Genomic DNA, 15,052 nt, shown 5'->3' on the forward strand with positions numbered 1-15,052 from the left:
ATTCGTTTTGAGGGGTGGCAACGCCATTTGGGCCGTCGGATCGGCTCTCGTCGGGCTTTGCCGCCTTGCCGGTGAAGCGCATGCTGCGAGCAGGGCGAAGGAGCGAAAACCGGCGCCGCGCGCCAACCCGTGCCACGGCGGCCGAGGGAGGTGTGACATGTCCACTTACATCGTGCTCGTGAACTGGACCGACCAGGGCATGAAGGCCGTGAGCGATTCTCCGAAGCGGCTCGACGCGGCCAGGAAGCTTCTGGCCGACATGGGCGGCACGTTCCGGGAGTTTTACCTGACCATGGGCGATGCCGACATGGTGGCCGTCTGCGAAGCGCCCGACGACGCGGTGATGGCGCGCTTCGGGCTCAAGCTCGCCATGGGCGGAAATGTGCGGACGAGGACGCTGAAGGCCTTCCCCGAAGCCGCCTACCGCGAAATCATCAACTCGCTGGGCTGATCGTTTGCCGGCCGAAAGCCGCGAGGGCGGCCATGAGGGGCCGCCCTATTTCGTTGCGCGATGCTCTAGCCATCGACCAGGATGTCGAAACCGCCATAAATCATGCGCTTGCCGTCGAAGGGCATGTCCATCGACATCATGCGCTCGTCCTGCATCAGCTTTTCCCACGCGTCGTCACGAACCGCCTTGCTCGGCCACATGATCCAGGACAGCACGATGGTCTCGTCTTCCTTGGCCTGCACGGAGCGGTGAAAATCCGTAACTTCGCCCCTGGGCACCTCGTTGCCCCATGCCTCGACGCAGGCGGTGGCACCATGTTCCTTGAAAAGGGCAGAAGTTTCCGCTGCGTGCTTGAGATATTCGGCCTTGTTTGCCGTCGGCACTGCGGCCACCATTCCGTCGATGTAACTCATGACCATTCTCCTCTGTTGGCTTGAGAATGATGGCAGCATAGGTTATAAAATACAAGTATGAAGTTAGAAAAAATAACTAGCAAGCCGCGCCGCTATGATGACGCATGCGGAACCGCCCACGCGCTCGATCTCGTCGGCGAGCGCTGGGCGCTTCTGGTGATGCGCGAGCTGATGCTGGGGCCGCGCCGGTTCGGCGACCTCAAGGCCGACCTGCCGGGCATCAGCGCCAACGTGCTGACGCAGCGGCTGGAGGGGCTGGAGGCAGCAGGCGTGGCGCGGCGGCGCAAGCTGCCGCCGCCTGCATCCGTACAGGTCTATGAGCTGACCGATTGGGGGCGCGAAAGCGAACCCGTCATCCTCGGCCTTGGGCGGTGGGGTGCGCGCTCGCCGTTGCTGGACCCCAAAATGCCGTTGAGCGCCGTTTCGATGATGCTGTCGCTGCGCGCGATGTTCGATCCGGCGCGCGCGGGCGATATCGACGTCACCATTGCGTTTCGCTGCGGCGACGGCGCCTACTGGGCCACGGTAAGGGATGGCCAACTGACCGGCGAACGGGGCGAGGCGCGCGATGCCGACGTGACCATAACCGGTACACCGGGCTCGATCGTCGGCTCGATCTACGGCTTCACCGATCTGGCCGTGCTGGAGAGGGAAGGAGCCGTCACGGTCGAAGGCGACCGGCAGGCGCTCGCCGCCTTTTCCGCCATCTTCGAGCTGCCGGAAAAGGCGGCGGGTTGAGCCGGCCTATTCCGGGACACCCTCCCGTCCGGACGTCGTCTCGATGTGGATACGGAAGAAGACGTGCCTTGATTGATCTGAAATGGGCGGCCGGACGGGTTTGAGCGCACCGGGCTCCCACCAGTCGGCGTGCCGGCTCAGAAGCGCCCAGGCATGCTCCCGCTGGTGCTTGAAGCCGATGCGGTCGGGTAGTTCCTCGAATGGGCCTTCCGCGACGACGCTTCTCCAGCCCCCTGCCGTTGCCTCCTCCACCAGCAGGGCCACGGCCGGGTTCGTGCGCATCGTGTCCAGCTTGCGGCCTGGCATCGTGAAGGCATATGCCCAGCCATCGGCATAGGCATAGAACAGCGGCACGACATAGGGCCGGTTATCGCGTGCGCAAGCGAGTTTGGCGACGCGGTTTGCTGACAGTGCTGCGAGGCACTCCGCCTTCGAAAGCTCTCGGACGATCATGCGCGGCCTCCTTTCGGCCACGCATGATGCCCCCAAATCCGGCAAGCGTCCTTGTCCCGGATCAATGCCGGCAGGTCAGATACGATTTCCCCCGGCATCGAACAGGAAGCATTGCGCCGGGTCGAGACGCACTTCCACCGCTGAACCGGGGCTTGCAGCACTTGCACCCCTGAGCTGGGCGATGATCGTCGCGTCGTCGCCGGGCGCTGTATAGAGATAGGCGATGGAGCCCAGCCGCTCTATGGCGGTGCAGGGCAGGGAGACGGCAACGGCACCTTCACCGCCTTCGGCCAGATGTTCGGGCCGAACGCCGAGCGTCACCGTCGCGGGAAGCGTTTCTGGCATGACACGTGGGCGGATTGATAGCCCGGACAGCCCGAGCGCGGCCACGTCCAGCAGCATCGCGCCGTCGTTCATGCCTGTCACGGTCGCTTCCACGAAGTTCATGCGCGGCGAGCCGATGAAGCCGGCGACGAAGCGGTTGTCCGGGTCGGAATAGAGCTGCATGGGGCTGCCGATCTGCTCCACGAGCCCTGCACGCAGAACCACGATCCTGTCGGCAAGCGTCATCGCCTCGACCTGGTCGTGCGTGACGTACACCATGGTCGCGCCGAGATCCCTGTGCAGCTTGGCGATCTCCAGCCGCATCCGCACGCGCAGCTCTGCGTCGAGATTCGACAGCGGTTCGTCGAACAGGAAAATGTCGGGATTGCGCACGATGGCGCGGCCGATGGCGACGCGCTGGCGTTGGCCGCCCGATAGCTGGCGCGGCTTGCGGTCGAGATAGTCGGTCAGGTGCAGCATCTCGGCCGCCTGCCGCACCAGTTTCTCGCGCTCGGGTTTGGCCATGCCTGCCATTTCGAGGCCGAAACCCATGTTCTCGGCAACGCTCATATGGGGGTAAAGCGCGTAGGTCTGGAACACCATGGCGATGCCGCGCTTGGCGGGATCGACGCCGGTCACGTCGCGCTCGCCTATCCTGATGGAACCCGAGGCGGAACGTTCCAGGCCGGCGATCAGGCGCAGAAGCGTCGATTTCCCGCAACCGGACGGCCCGACGAAGACGACGAACTCGCCGCTTTGCGCCGACAGAGAAACGCCGCGTATCACTTCGGTCGCGCCGAAGGACTTGTAAAGGTTTTCGATCGTCAATGCAGCCATTGCGAGTTTCCTATTTGACCGCGCCTTCGGTGAGACCGCTGACGAAGCCACGGCCGATGAGGGCGAAGATCGCGACCACCGGAACGATGGCGACGGTCGCACCTGCGAGCAGAAGGCCCCAGTCGATCTGGTACTGGCCGATGATGCCCGAGAAGCCGACCGGCAGCGTCCGCTTGGCGTCCGAGAGGATGAGGACCGAGGCGAAGACATATTCGGTCCAGGCGGTCACGAAGGCGTAGATGCCAACCGATGCGATGCCCGGCGCGATGAGCGGGATCATGATCCGGCGCAGGATGGTCAGCGTCGGCGCACCGTCCATGACGGCGGCTTCCTCGATCTCCTTGGGCACGCCGGCGAGGAACGAGCGCAGCATCCAGATGGAGAATGGCAGGGCGAAGGCGACGTTGACGATGATGAGCGCCGGCAGCCGGTCCACCAGCCCGACCTTGGCGAAAAGTCCGAACAGCGGGATCAGCACCACGATGGATGGGAAGGCGTATGCCAGCAGGATCGTGCGGTAGAGCACGCCCCGCGCCGGAAAGACGAGCCGGAAGAAGGCGTAGGCCGCCGGGATCGCCAGCAGCAGCGTCAGCACCGTGGAAGACGCCGCCACGATCAGGCTGTTGACGAGGTAGACCGGGTATGCGGACGCGTCGAAAAGCTTCTGGTAGTGCTGCAGCGTGAAGCTCTGCGGAAACATCGTCGGCGTGCGCGCGATGATTTCCTGCGGGATCTTGATCGACCCCGACACCACCCACCAGAAAGGCAGACCCACCAGCGTCACGAAGAAGGCGATGCAGGCGACGAGCGCCGCGTTGAGGCCGAGCGAGCGGTTCATCGGTCGTCGCTCCTGTCGAGCGCGCGGGTGGCGACGATGGCGAACGCCATCAGCATCAGGGTCGCCAGCACCGAGATGGTCGCCGCCTCCGAAAGCCGGTAGCCCTTGAAGGCGGTCTCGTAGATCAGCACCGGCAGCGTGCGCGAGCCGCCCGCCGGGCCGCCGCTGGTCAGAAGCCAGATGATGTCGAACACGTTGAACGAGAGCAGGGTGCCTATCACCGCCAGCACGCCCAGCGTCGGCGCCAGCAGCGGCCAGGTAATGCGGCGGAAACGCTGCCACGGGCTGGCGCCGTCGATGCGCGCGGCTTCATAGAGCTCGTCGGGAATGCGCGTCAGGCCGGCCAGCATCATCAGCGCGATAAAGGGAAACCAGCGCCAGGAATTGATGAAGACGAGCGTGGCGAGCGCCGTCCACGGCGTCGCGAAGAACCCCACCGGCCGCTCCACGATGCCGGCCTGTATCAGCAGCGGGTTTATCATGCCGCCCGAAGTCGAGAACAGCCATCGCCAGATCACCACGACCACGACGGTCGGCACGATCCATGTGAGGATCACCCATGTGCGCGCGATGCGCACGCCGGGGAATTTTTCGTTGAGCACCAGTGCGACGGCCAGCGCCAGCGCGGTCTGGAGAACGGCGTTGGCCACCACCCACACGAGGCTCAGCCGGGCGGCGCTCCAGAATGCCGGGTTGGCCAGCACGCGCTCGTAGTTGTCGAGACCGACGAAGTTGCCGGGCGCGCCGATGACGCGCACGTCCTGCAACGAGAGCTGTACCGCCTGTACCAGCGGCCACCCGAGAGTGGCCGCCAGAAAGAGGAGTGCCGGCGCGACGAGTGCGAAGGCGAGCGCTTTCGACTGTGGCATCCGGCTTTCTCCGTTAAGCGCCTACTGCGCCACTTCTTCCATGCGCGCCTGACCGGCCGCAACGGCTTCAGCCGCTGACTGGCCCGACACGACGATCGACTGCAGCGTCTCGGCGATGATGTTCTGTGCCGAAATCGCGGCGATCGACGGGAAGGTGCGGCCGCTGGTAAAGCCGAACAGGCGGCCGTTCTGCGAGTTCTCGATCACGGTCTCGATCTGCTCGCGGTACTTCTCCACCATCGGGTCGGACCAGAAGGTCTCAGCCTCCGCGCCGTCCGCCGTCACCGGCATGAACAGGCCCGGCTCCATGTTGAGGAAGCGGCCGTAGTTCTCCGGCTCCAGCAGGAACGAGACGAACTTCTTGGAGGCCTCCATCTTCGCCTCGTCGGTCGACAGCAGCATCACGGCGTTGGCGTAGGAGATGGTGTTGTGCTCGCCGCCGTCCTTGCTGGGGATCGCCGCCACGCCCAGGTCGGACGCGTCGCCTTCTGCCTGCGTGTCGTAGGTGGCGATGACGGAGAACTGCATCACCATCGCGCAGGTCTGCGAGGAGAAGCAGGCTTCCGCCTCGCCCCATGTCCACGAGGTCGAGTCGGCCGGCGAGAACTGGTGCAGGTCGGTGTAGAACTCGTAGGCGCCGACGGTCTCCGGGTTGTCGAAGCGCAGCGTGCCGTCCTCGTTGTAAATTTCGGTCGCCCCGCCATTGACCATCACCGAATAGACGGTCTGGTCGGTGTAGAGCTGCTTGTTGGCCGGCAGGCCCATGCCCGACACGCCGTCTACCGACAATTTCTCGGCCGCCGCGCGCCACTCGTCCCAGGTGGTCGGAACCTCGACGCCCGCGGCCTCCAGCACGCTCTTCCGGTACCACAGGTTCATGGCCATGTTGTACAGAGGCACGGCCCACACGCCGCCGTCATAGGAATAGGCCTCGACGGTGGAGTCGACGAAATCGTGCTTCTCGTCCAGTTCCTTGACGAAGTCCTCGACCGAAGTCAGCGCGCCGATGTCCTTGAGGATCGGCGTGAAGTCGGGGATGGCGAACAGCATGTCCGGGCCCTGTCCGGCGGCCAGCGCGGCGGGTGTCTTGGCGTAGACCTCGCCCCAGTTCTGCGGCTCCTGCTTCACGACGATGCCGGGGTTGGCGGCATTGAACGCGTCGATCAGCTCCTGCACGCGGGCAACGCGGTGCGGCGGCTGCTCCATGTGCCACAGCGTGACCTCGACCGCGTCCTGCGCGAGTGCGGCGGCAGGCATGAGCATTGTGGTGGCAAGCGCAAGTTTCAGTATGTTTTTCATCTCGGTGTTCCCTTTCCTCACTCCACTAAGCCCCGGAAGCACTTTCAAAGATGCGGGTTTCGGGGCCGAAACCGCGCGATCAGTTTCTGGTTGATGTCCTTTGCGCCCGGCATGTTGGCGCTCAGATAGATCGGCGGGTCGCCGTCGCCGGCCAGTTCGGCCGCGACACCGGCCATGATGGCGTTGATGATCGTGACGCCGATGGCGGTCGAAACGGGCCCGACCTTCAACTCGCTGCCCGGCACGGAAATCACCGCGTCTCCGGGGGGCGAGCCGTTGTCGAGCACGATGTCGGCAAGGTCTGCCAGCCGCTCGCGCCCATTGGCGGTTGCCGTCGAATAGGCCACCGACGTGATGGCGATCACCGTCGCCCCGCGCTCGCGCCCGATGCGGGCCGCTTCCAGCGGTGCGGCGTTGACGCCCGAGTTGGACGAGACGAACAGCACGTCGTCCGGCCCGATCGGATAGCGCTCGAAGATCGGCCGCACGATGCCGTCCATGCGCTCGTAGGCGGTACCTGCCACCGCGCCCTCGTGCAGCATGGTCGGCCCTGCGAGGATCGGCACGGTCAGCGCCAGACCGCCGGCGCGGAAATGCACTTCCTCGGAAAGCATGTGCGAGTGCCCGGTGCCGAACACGTAGACGAGGCCGTCGCGGCGCGCGGTTTCGACGATTGCCGCCTGCGCGCGCGCCATGGGTTCGGCCAGCGCGGTGCGCAGTGCCGTCAGCCTTGCGATCAGATCGCCGAAATACGCGTCTTCTACGGTGCTCATGCGGCGGTTCCGTCTCCCAGCGACAGGTTGACTTTCATGACGAAGAAATCGCCGCGATAGGTGGAGCGCACGAACTCGAATGCGTTGCCGTTCTGGTCGCGGGTCAGTCGGGTTAGGTTGAGCACCGGCGAGCCGGGCTCGGCGTGCAGCGTGCGCGCCACATGGGCGTCGGCTAGCCCGGCCATCAGCGTCTGCTCGGCGCGGGTCGGCACGATGCCGAACTGCGCGCCCAGCGTGGCGTAGAGCGAGCTGGTGCGGAAGTCGGCTAGCTCCAGCAGGCCGGGCGCGCGGTCTGCGACGACGTCGGTGGTTTCCAGCGCCACGGGCAAGCCGTCGACGAAACGCACGCGGGTCAGGCTGTGAACCTGCGCGGCGGCGGAAAGCGAAAGCGCGCGCGCGGTAACCTCGTCGGCCCTGCGCGTGGCGGACGCCACGATCACGCTCGATGTCTGGCGGCCCTGCCGCCTGATTTCCTCGGTAAAGCCGCTCAGCGTCTCCAGCCGCTGCTCCATGATCCGGCTGCCGACGAAGGTGCCTTGCCCGGTGCGGGTCTCGACCAGCCCCTTCGACAGCAGATGGCGCAGCGCCTGCCGCGCGGTCATGCGGCTCACGCCCATGCGTTCTGAAAGTGCGCGCTCGGATTCGATCTTCTCGCCGGCCTTCAGCGAGCCGGCCTCGATCTCGGCCTCGAGATCGGTCGCGATCCTCAGATAGAGCGGCGCATTGTCCATTCACGCTTCCCCGAGCTGGTATAGTCCAGCTTCATAGTGGTATATACCACTTACTGTTGCGCTATCCCGTGGGCGAGTCAAGCGTGTTGTTCAGCCGAGAAGACGGTCGCGCGCGGTGCGGTAGCGGTCGAGGGCAGGGGCCAGGGCGCGGGCGGATGCGGCGTCCGGTTCGTAGCGCCGTCCGCTTCCCGCGATGGCGGCGGAGGCATCGTTGATGCTGGCGAAATCGCCCGCCGCCGTCGCGGCGAGAAGGGCCGCGCCCCGCGCACCGAACTGCGAACCTTCCGGCACTTCGACGGGCTTGCCTATCAGGTCGCTTATCATCTGCACCCAGTCGGGGTTCTGCGCGCCGCCGCCCGTCAGCAGCACGCGGTCGCCGTCGAAGCCCAGCGCGTCGAACAGGTCGCGCATGGCGAAGGCGACGCCTTCCAGAACGGCGCGGAACAGGCTGGCGCGGTCGTGACGCGGCGACAGGCCGGCAAACTGAGCGCGGGCTGCATGGTCCACCTTCGGCGCGATGATGCCGCTCTCCGACAGGTAGGGCAGGTAGACGAGGCCGTTTGCGCCGGGCGGCACGGAGCGGAGCATCTCGTCGAGCAGGGCGAAACGGTCCTGCCGGGCGGCGAGATCGGGCGCGAGCGCGTCGAACGCCCAGTCGAGGTTCAGCGTGCCGGCAACGTTGACCATGGCGCGATACCAGCGATGGCCGGGCAGGGTGAACAGCAGGCCGAGATCGGCGGGCTCGAACACCGGCCGCTCGTGCACCACCCCCACCATGCAGGTCGTGCCGAGCACGGCGGTCGCCGTTCCGGCCTTGAGGCCGCCGGCCCCGATGACTGTCGCCGCCACGTCACCCGCGCCCACCGCCACAGGCAGGCCTTCCGGCAGCCCGATCGCGCGTGCTGCTTCCGGCGTCAGCCCGCCGGCAAAGCTCTCCGAATCCATTACCGGCGGCAGTAGGTCTCGATAGGCTTCGAGCCCGAACAGCCCGATCATCGCGTCGCTGCGCGTGCGCCTCTCTGCCGAGCCGGGAATGACGGAGGCTTCCGTGCGATCCGTGGCGACCTTGCCGGTCAGGCGAAGCCGCAGGAAATCCTTGTAGCTCAGCACATGCGACGTGCGGGCAACCGTCGCCGCCTCGTTTTCTGCGAGCCACGCCAGTACCGGCAGCGTGCATCCCTGCTGCATGACCGAGCCGGAAGACGCAAAGATCGTGCGCAGAAATTCCGGATTGCGCCCCCTATGCGCCTCGATCAGCGGTTGCGCCCGACTGTCTTCCCAGGTGATGCCGGGCCGTGTTGGCTTGCCGTTTCCGTCCGTCAGCCACGCGCCTACCATCGCGGCGGTGATGCCGATGCCGCGTATGCGTGAAGCGTCCTTGCGGATCTCGCGCACCGCCCGCGCCATCACATCCACGGCGGCGGCCCACGCTTCCTCGGGGTCCAATTCGCTCCAGCCGGTATGCGGCCGGCGCAGCGTCGTTCGATGCCGGGCCTCCGCGAGCTGGTTGCCGGCCAGGTCGAAGATCGCTGCCTTGGTAAGCGAGGTACCGGCGTCGAGGCCGAGATAGAGGCTGTCGCTCACAGTTCCTCCGCCAGCCAGACGGATTTGACGTTCAGATCGTCGTCGAGATGGACGAGGTCGGCGCGCGCGCCTGGCACGAGCCGGCCTCGCACATCGCCGATGCGCAGGAAGTCGGCAGGATCGGCCGTGGCGCGGCGCAGCGTGTCCTCCACGCTCATGCCGGTCTTCGCCACCAGAAAGCGCAACGACGAGGCCATGTCGATGTCGGAGCCGGCCAGCGTGCCGTCCTCCAGCGTCAGGCGCGGGCAGAAGTCTCCGCGATGGCGGCGCACCGTCCGCCCGTTCAGTTGGAACTCGTCCTCGTCACTGCCCACGAGCGACATGGCGTCGGTAACGAGGAATATCCGCGCTGGGCCGGCCTTGGCCGCGAAGGCGACCTCGAGCGCGCGGGGGTCGACATGGTGGCCATCGGCGATAATGCCGGTCCACACGTCGCCTCGCGTCAGCACTGCGCCGACAAGGCCGGGCTCGCGGTGCGTCAGCGGGCTCATCGCGTTGTAGAGATGCGTCGCGCCGCGCGCGCCGGCATCGAAAAGCGCTTCGGCCTCGTCGGCCGTGCATTCGGCATGGCCGAGCGAAACGATGACGCCTGCCTTTGCCAGCCTGGCGACGGCTTCCGGTGTGGCGTTCCGAGGGGCGAGTGTCACCATCAGAGAGCCCAGCTTTTCGGCGGCGCTCGCATAAAGCGCGATGTCGTCGTCCTTCAGCGGTCGCATCAGTTCGGCCAGATGCGCGCCCTTGCGCGCCGGGTCGAGATGCGGCCCTTCGAGGTGCAGGCCGATGACGCCCGGAACCTGCGCGGCAATGGCGGCCTCGATCGTGGCTGCCGTGCGCTCGCGCGTGTCGGTTATCAGCGTCGGCAGCAGGGCCGTCGTGCCGTAGCGGCGGTGCGCCGCGGCAATCGCACCCATGCCTTCGGCGGTCGGGTTTTCGTTCAGCAGCACGCCGCCGCCGCCATTCACCTGCACGTCGATGAAGCCGGGCGAAAGGATGCCGCCAGCAAGGTCGGTGACACTCAGGCCGGCGGGTGCTGCGCCTCGCGCCAGCGCGATGATGCGGCCGTCTTCCACGATCAGGTGGCTGTCGTCATGGCAGCGCTCCCCGTCGAAGATGCGGGCTCCCGTGATCGCTGTGCGGCTCATCACATCGTCTCCGTAACCTTGCGCAGGTTCACCGGCCGGTCGGGGTCGAGCCCGCGCAGGCGCGTCGTGGTCTCCACGATCCTGTACCATGCCAGCGCGAATACCAGCGCGTCGGTGGCATAGTGGCCCGTCGTGGGCGTGCGCAGGCTGCCCGCGTCCGTCTCAAGCAGCTCCCGCGTCGAGATGACGGTGACGCGACCACCCAGTTCGCGCAGGCGGGCAAGGCCGTCCAGCGTGCCTGAGGCTGCGGCGTCGTCGGCCACGAAGGCCACGACCGGAAACCCCGGCTGCACCAGTTGCAGCGGGCCGTGCATCAGTTCCGCCGTAGAGAACGCCTCGGCATGGATGCCCGCCGTCTCCTTTGCCTTGAGGGCTGCTTCCAGTGCGATGCCGAAGGCCGGGCCGCGTCCGGTCACGTAGAGCGAGTCCGCATCGGCAAGCTCCTCTGCGATCCGCTGGCCCGCATCGTCGGGCAGTTGCGCCAGCGCGTCCGGCAGCGCGTCCAGCCCGGCAAGCAACGCTTCGTCCTTCGCTGCTTTCGCGACGATTGCCAGCAGCGCGGCGCAGGAAGCCAGATAGCTCTTGGTCGCCGCCACGCTCCGTTCCTCGCCGGCATGGATCGGCAGGACGAGGTCGGCGGCATGCGCCAGCGGGCTGTCGGCGGTGTTGACGATGGCCAGCGTGCGCGCGCCGCCCCGTGCGGCTGCGGCCTGCAAGGCGACGATGTCGGGACTCGCGCCCGACTGCGAAACCGTCATGTGCAGCCCGCCATCGAGCCTTAGCCTCGCGCCGTAGACGGACGCGACGGAGGGGCCGATGGATGCGACCGGCCGGCCCGTCAGGATTTCGCAGGCATATTTGAATGCGGTAACGGCGTGATCCGAAGAGCCGCGTGCCGCCGTGGTGAGCGGTCCGGACCCATCTGCCAGAAGGGCAGCCGCCTCTTCTATCGTCCGGGCCTCGTCGGTCAGGAGACGGCGTATCGCGGCGGCGGCCTCGCCGGCTTCGCGACGCATCAGGGTCTCGGTCATGTGAGGTCTCCGCCGTCCAGCTTCGCCACGAAGCCGTAGGCGTCGCCGCGATAATGCGATTTCGTGTATTCGATGGGCGTGTCGTCTGACAGAAACGAGACGCGCTCGAGAAGCATGGCCGCTGACCCCGGCGGAACCGCGAGCAGCCCGGCAACATCCTCGTCCAGCGACACGGCGCGCATGCGTTGGATGCCGCGTGCGGGCGAAAGGTCTTGTGCGGAAAGCGCTGCGTAGAGCGAGCCTTCGCCAAGCTGTACGGCCTGCGTCAACGCTTCGGGCAGGCTTGCCACCTCGATGCCCAGCGGCTCGCCATCGACCAGCCGAAGGCGGCTCAGGCGAACCACCCTGTCGCCGCCCTTCAGCGTCAGTGCCGCCAGTTCCTCATCCGTCGCCTCGCCGTGCGCCAGATCCAGCAGCCTGCTCGTCGCGTTGCGGCCTCTGCGCGCCATGTCTTCCGAAAAAGACGAGAGGTGCCACAAGGGCTGCTCGAAAGCCGGGGTCGCGCCGCGCACGTAATTGCCACTGCCGGCCCGTGCCTCGATCAGTCCGTCCTCTGCCAGCGCGCGGTAGGCGGCGCGAACCGTAACCCTCGACAGGCCCAGATCTTCCGCCAGCCCGCGTTCGGTCGGTAGCGCCGTACCCGCAGCCAGATCACCTCGGGCTATGGCTTCGCCGATCGATCGCGCCAGCTGCCGGTAGGCAGGACCGGACGCTGCGGGATCGTACAGGACACGTGAAGAAGACTGTCGCATGGCTGCCGGTAATACCAGAAAGATACCAAAATAAAAATGGCTTACTGGGGATCATCCGACCCTACCATTTGGTAGGTCCGCGAAGGGCAAAACCGGGTCGACGAAAGGAGGGCTTGCGACGCCCCTAGCGGGCTGCGCTGCGCGTCAGTTTTGGCGGCTCGTGGGAGTAGAGCTGGTCGCCCGCATCGGCCGTGGCAGGTATTCCGCCGCCGTCCGAAAGCTCCGCGATCAGCCGTTTGCGGGCGGCGACGAACGCTCGAAACTCGTCGGTCGGCCTGCCGGCCGTGGCGATCAGCAGGCCGCGCAACGCCAGCTCCGCCTTCTGGCGAAGGCTGAGCAGTCTGCCGACATTCAACGAAATCAATGATTTGACTATGCCGGCGGCGCGCAGGCGCTTGTCGTAGGCGAAGGCATCGCTGTGCAGGAAGTCGCGCCGGGCGTCCTTCGGCGCGAGCTTCCACGCTTCGCGCTGAAGCAGCTGGACCGCCCGCTTCAGGTCCAGTTCGCGGCGCAGCCATGTCGCCTTGCCGCCCAGATCGCGCGTCGTCTGCTCGCCATTCTCCGCCCACACCGCCTTGGGCTCCATGGCCACATAGATCGGCTCCACGACCGAGAAGGTCCGCATGTACTCCTGCAATGTGGCAGTGCATTCGTAACCGATTTCTAGTGGGCTTTTCGAGCGGGCCGACCAGAAGACTCCGCCGTTCGAAATGCCGATTCCGGGGAGCAGTGAAAGCCGAAATATTTCAGGCTGATAGATGCCTTCCAGGAACATCCTGTCGAGGAGGCCGAACTCGCTCAGCCGGGCCTGCGGCGTGCCGCTCGCAAACTCCACGAACTGGTTGCGGAAGACCAGCTCCACGCCGTGGCGCCGGCTGATCGCGACGTTGTCCTCGATGAAATCCTTCAGGATGAGATTGTCGTCCTCCACCACGCAGAAATAGGCTGCGCCGTGTGGGTCGGCCCGGCTGAAGCACTTGTCGATGTTCCTGGACGCGTATCGCTGCGGATCATTACGGTGGTAGCGGATGCGGGGGTCGGCGAGCTCCCGGCACACCGCCCTGGCGGACCCGTCCGGATCGTCGTCGAACACGTCGCAGACCCAGTTTGCCCATGTCTGGTCGCGCATCGACTGAAGGCAGCGCCGCAGTGCATCCGGCCGCCGGTAGGTCGGCGTGCGGATGCTGACCAGCGGCCTTGAAGCCTTGCTCACAGCGCGCCTCCCGCATCGGCCAGCAGAGGCGGGGCTGGGGATACGTTGCCGGCCAGGGCCGCCTCTTCGGGCAATTCGGCGTCGTCGGAGACGATCACCGCGTGCTCGAATTCGATGACGAAGGGCAGGGCGAACTGTCCCGCCTTGCCTATGGCTATGACGCTGGTTTGGTTCTGCAATCCCAGCCGCGCGAGGTCGGCCAGTTGTGCGATGTCTTCCGCGCCGGGCGGGGCCGTATCGGTTCGTTCCCGATAGGCCGGGACGACGAAGGGCCGGGCATCCGCGCCGATGCCGGCTGCATGCATGAGGGCCGTCGCGCGCTGCGGCTCTATGTCCGGACCGTGCAGCAGCAGCGTCGTCCTAGACGGGCCGCCGGTCGCGCCATGGCCGCGGCTGCGCGACATGTGCTCGCGAGCCGACTGGAACAGCGGAGACAGCAGCCATGGGTCCGTCACGAGTTGAAGTCCCGCGCCGACAAGCGCGCGACGCTTGATGTGGCTGACGAGCTTTTCGAAGGAGAGCGCCCGGCAGAGCGAAGCCCGGCGCGCGTCCAGAAGTGCGCGTATCTCCGGCTGCATCCTGCGATGGTCTTTCACCAGCCGGTCATGCGCCCCGATCATCGCCGTCACATGGGTTTCCGACAGGCGATGGGAGAGCGATGTCGAATGTCGGCGGTAGAAATAAAGCGGCGTGCGGTGCAGGACGAGCTTCGCGCCGGCCAGCAGGCAGCGGAGCAGAAAATCGTAGTCCTCTCCGATCCACGCCGTCTCGTCATAGGCGATGCCGGCAATCGCCTTGCGGCGGAACAGGGGTTTCAGGTAGCCCAGCGCGGGAAGCTGCGAGCCGAGCGAGTTGCTGAGCACGAACAGTTCGGGAGTGATCGTATCGGGTACGGCCCGCCGCGCGGAGCCGATGAGAGTGTGGCCGGCGGTGCGATCGGCCTGCGAAAAGTAGAGCAGGTCGTCGGCCACGATGTCGGCATCGCGTGCCTCGGCCAGAAGAAGCAACCTCTCCAGCCGCTGTGGGTGCAGCAGATCGTCGGAATCGACGATGGCGATCCAGTCGCCCCTCGCTGCGGCGATGGCCGCATTGCGTGCCGCGCCGGGACCGCGGTTGCTTGCGCCGGCTATCACCTTCACGCGGGGATCGGTCGCTGCATAGCCTTGCGCCACCGCGACGCTACCGTCGGATGACGCGTCGTCGTAGATCACGAGTTCCATGTCGCGCAGGGTCTGGCCGAGAACCGACTGGATTGCCGCGGGCAGATGAACTGCGCCGTTATGGTTGGCCATGATAACGGACACGCCCACCGGCTGTCCCTCGGAGGGCTTTCGCGAAGCCGCCGTCATGGGCGCACTATCCCGACGAAGCCGGTAATCGCATCAAAACTGAAGCCGAAATAGCGCATGCGCCGCCCGTTCGAGTTGGCACTCCGGCGTGACGATAGCACTGCATTGCTGCATTGCAACAATAAACACACAGATTCGCCTTGTGCCTTATCTGGCTAAATATTCAGCGCCTGAATGGTTGGTTTTGTAGGCGCGTGCCTAAAACATATGCAAAATTGGCATCTATTGCTCAATTTTGCTGCAACATGGGGAGAA

General features: G+C 66.0%; 16 protein-coding genes. 2 read left to right on the plus strand and 14 right to left on the minus strand.

From position 1 onward, the window contains the following. Positions 1–157 precede the first annotated feature (157 nt). Entirely contained in the window at positions 158–451 is a 294-nt protein-coding gene (locus FY036_RS17755) for a GYD domain-containing protein (protein ID WP_148916094.1), read from the plus strand. 65 nt (positions 452–516) lie between these two features. Here FY036_RS17755 and FY036_RS17760 read toward each other — a convergent pair whose 3' ends face one another. Further along, positions 517–864 carry a DUF1428 domain-containing protein gene (locus FY036_RS17760; protein ID WP_148916095.1) on the minus strand — a complete coding sequence of 116 codons (348 nt, stop codon included), beginning with the start codon at positions 862–864 and terminating at the stop codon, positions 517–519. Positions 865–921: 57 nt separating this feature from the next. On the opposite strand from FY036_RS17760, the gene FY036_RS17765 reads away from it, so the two are divergent. After that, complete coding sequence (locus FY036_RS17765) at positions 922–1,602, plus strand: winged helix-turn-helix transcriptional regulator (protein WP_148916096.1); 681 nt, start codon at positions 922–924, stop codon at positions 1,600–1,602. Positions 1,603–1,608: 6 nt separating this feature from the next. Here FY036_RS17765 and FY036_RS17770 read toward each other — a convergent pair whose 3' ends face one another. From FY036_RS17770 to FY036_RS17830, 13 genes are all read right to left on the minus strand, one after another. Next, on the minus strand, positions 1,609–2,055 hold the full coding sequence (locus FY036_RS17770) for a pyridoxamine 5'-phosphate oxidase family protein (protein ID WP_148916097.1): 447 nt from the start codon (positions 2,053–2,055) through the stop codon (positions 1,609–1,611). A 75-nt stretch (positions 2,056–2,130) separates the two neighbouring features. Beyond that, positions 2,131–3,216, minus strand: a complete 1,086-nt coding sequence (locus FY036_RS17775; protein ID WP_148916098.1) for an ABC transporter ATP-binding protein — start codon at positions 3,214–3,216, stop codon at positions 2,131–2,133. Between the two features lie 10 nt (positions 3,217–3,226). Then, complete coding sequence (locus FY036_RS17780; protein ID WP_148916099.1) at positions 3,227–4,054, minus strand: carbohydrate ABC transporter permease; 828 nt, start codon at positions 4,052–4,054, stop codon at positions 3,227–3,229. Then, positions 4,051–4,923 carry a carbohydrate ABC transporter permease gene (locus tag FY036_RS17785; protein WP_148916100.1) on the minus strand — a complete coding sequence of 291 codons (873 nt, stop codon included), beginning with the start codon at positions 4,921–4,923 and terminating at the stop codon, positions 4,051–4,053. The genes FY036_RS17780 and FY036_RS17785 overlap by 4 nt, the downstream gene beginning before the upstream one ends. A gap of 21 nt (positions 4,924–4,944) precedes the next feature. Next, complete coding sequence (locus FY036_RS17790) at positions 4,945–6,222, minus strand: ABC transporter substrate-binding protein (RefSeq protein WP_148916101.1); 1,278 nt, start codon at positions 6,220–6,222, stop codon at positions 4,945–4,947. Between the two features lie 44 nt (positions 6,223–6,266). Further along, positions 6,267–6,995, minus strand: a complete 729-nt coding sequence (locus FY036_RS17795; protein WP_148916102.1) for an SIS domain-containing protein — start codon at positions 6,993–6,995, stop codon at positions 6,267–6,269. Continuing rightward, entirely contained in the window at positions 6,992–7,726 is a 735-nt protein-coding gene (locus FY036_RS17800; protein ID WP_148916103.1) for a GntR family transcriptional regulator, read from the minus strand. Before FY036_RS17800 ends, FY036_RS17795 begins: the two co-directional genes overlap by 4 nt. Positions 7,727–7,816: 90 nt before the next feature. Beyond that, positions 7,817–9,310, minus strand: coding sequence for an FGGY-family carbohydrate kinase (locus FY036_RS17805; RefSeq protein ID WP_148916104.1), 1,494 nt, complete (start codon positions 9,308–9,310; stop codon positions 7,817–7,819). Beyond that, positions 9,307–10,455, minus strand: coding sequence for an N-acetylglucosamine-6-phosphate deacetylase (nagA, locus tag FY036_RS17810; RefSeq protein ID WP_201744799.1), 1,149 nt, complete (start codon positions 10,453–10,455; stop codon positions 9,307–9,309). The genes FY036_RS17805 and nagA overlap by 4 nt, the downstream gene beginning before the upstream one ends. Beyond that, positions 10,452–11,483, minus strand: a complete 1,032-nt coding sequence (locus tag FY036_RS17815) for an SIS domain-containing protein (protein ID WP_148916106.1) — start codon at positions 11,481–11,483, stop codon at positions 10,452–10,454. The genes nagA and FY036_RS17815 overlap by 4 nt, the downstream gene beginning before the upstream one ends. Continuing rightward, entirely contained in the window at positions 11,480–12,235 is a 756-nt protein-coding gene (locus tag FY036_RS17820) for a GntR family transcriptional regulator (protein WP_148916107.1), read from the minus strand. Before FY036_RS17820 ends, FY036_RS17815 begins: the two co-directional genes overlap by 4 nt. Before the next feature lie 124 nt (positions 12,236–12,359). After that, positions 12,360–13,448, minus strand: coding sequence for a glycosyltransferase family 2 protein (locus tag FY036_RS17825; RefSeq protein ID WP_148916108.1), 1,089 nt, complete (start codon positions 13,446–13,448; stop codon positions 12,360–12,362). Then, positions 13,445–14,797: a glycosyltransferase family 2 protein gene (locus FY036_RS17830; RefSeq protein ID WP_148916109.1), complete on the minus strand. Its 1,353-nt coding sequence runs from the start codon at positions 14,795–14,797 to the stop codon at positions 13,445–13,447. Before FY036_RS17830 ends, FY036_RS17825 begins: the two co-directional genes overlap by 4 nt. Positions 14,798–15,052 lie beyond the last annotated feature (255 nt).

The sequence above is a fragment of the Neoaquamicrobium microcysteis genome (assembly GCF_008180155.1).
GTDB lineage: Bacteria > Pseudomonadota > Alphaproteobacteria > Rhizobiales > Rhizobiaceae > Aerobium > Aerobium microcysteis.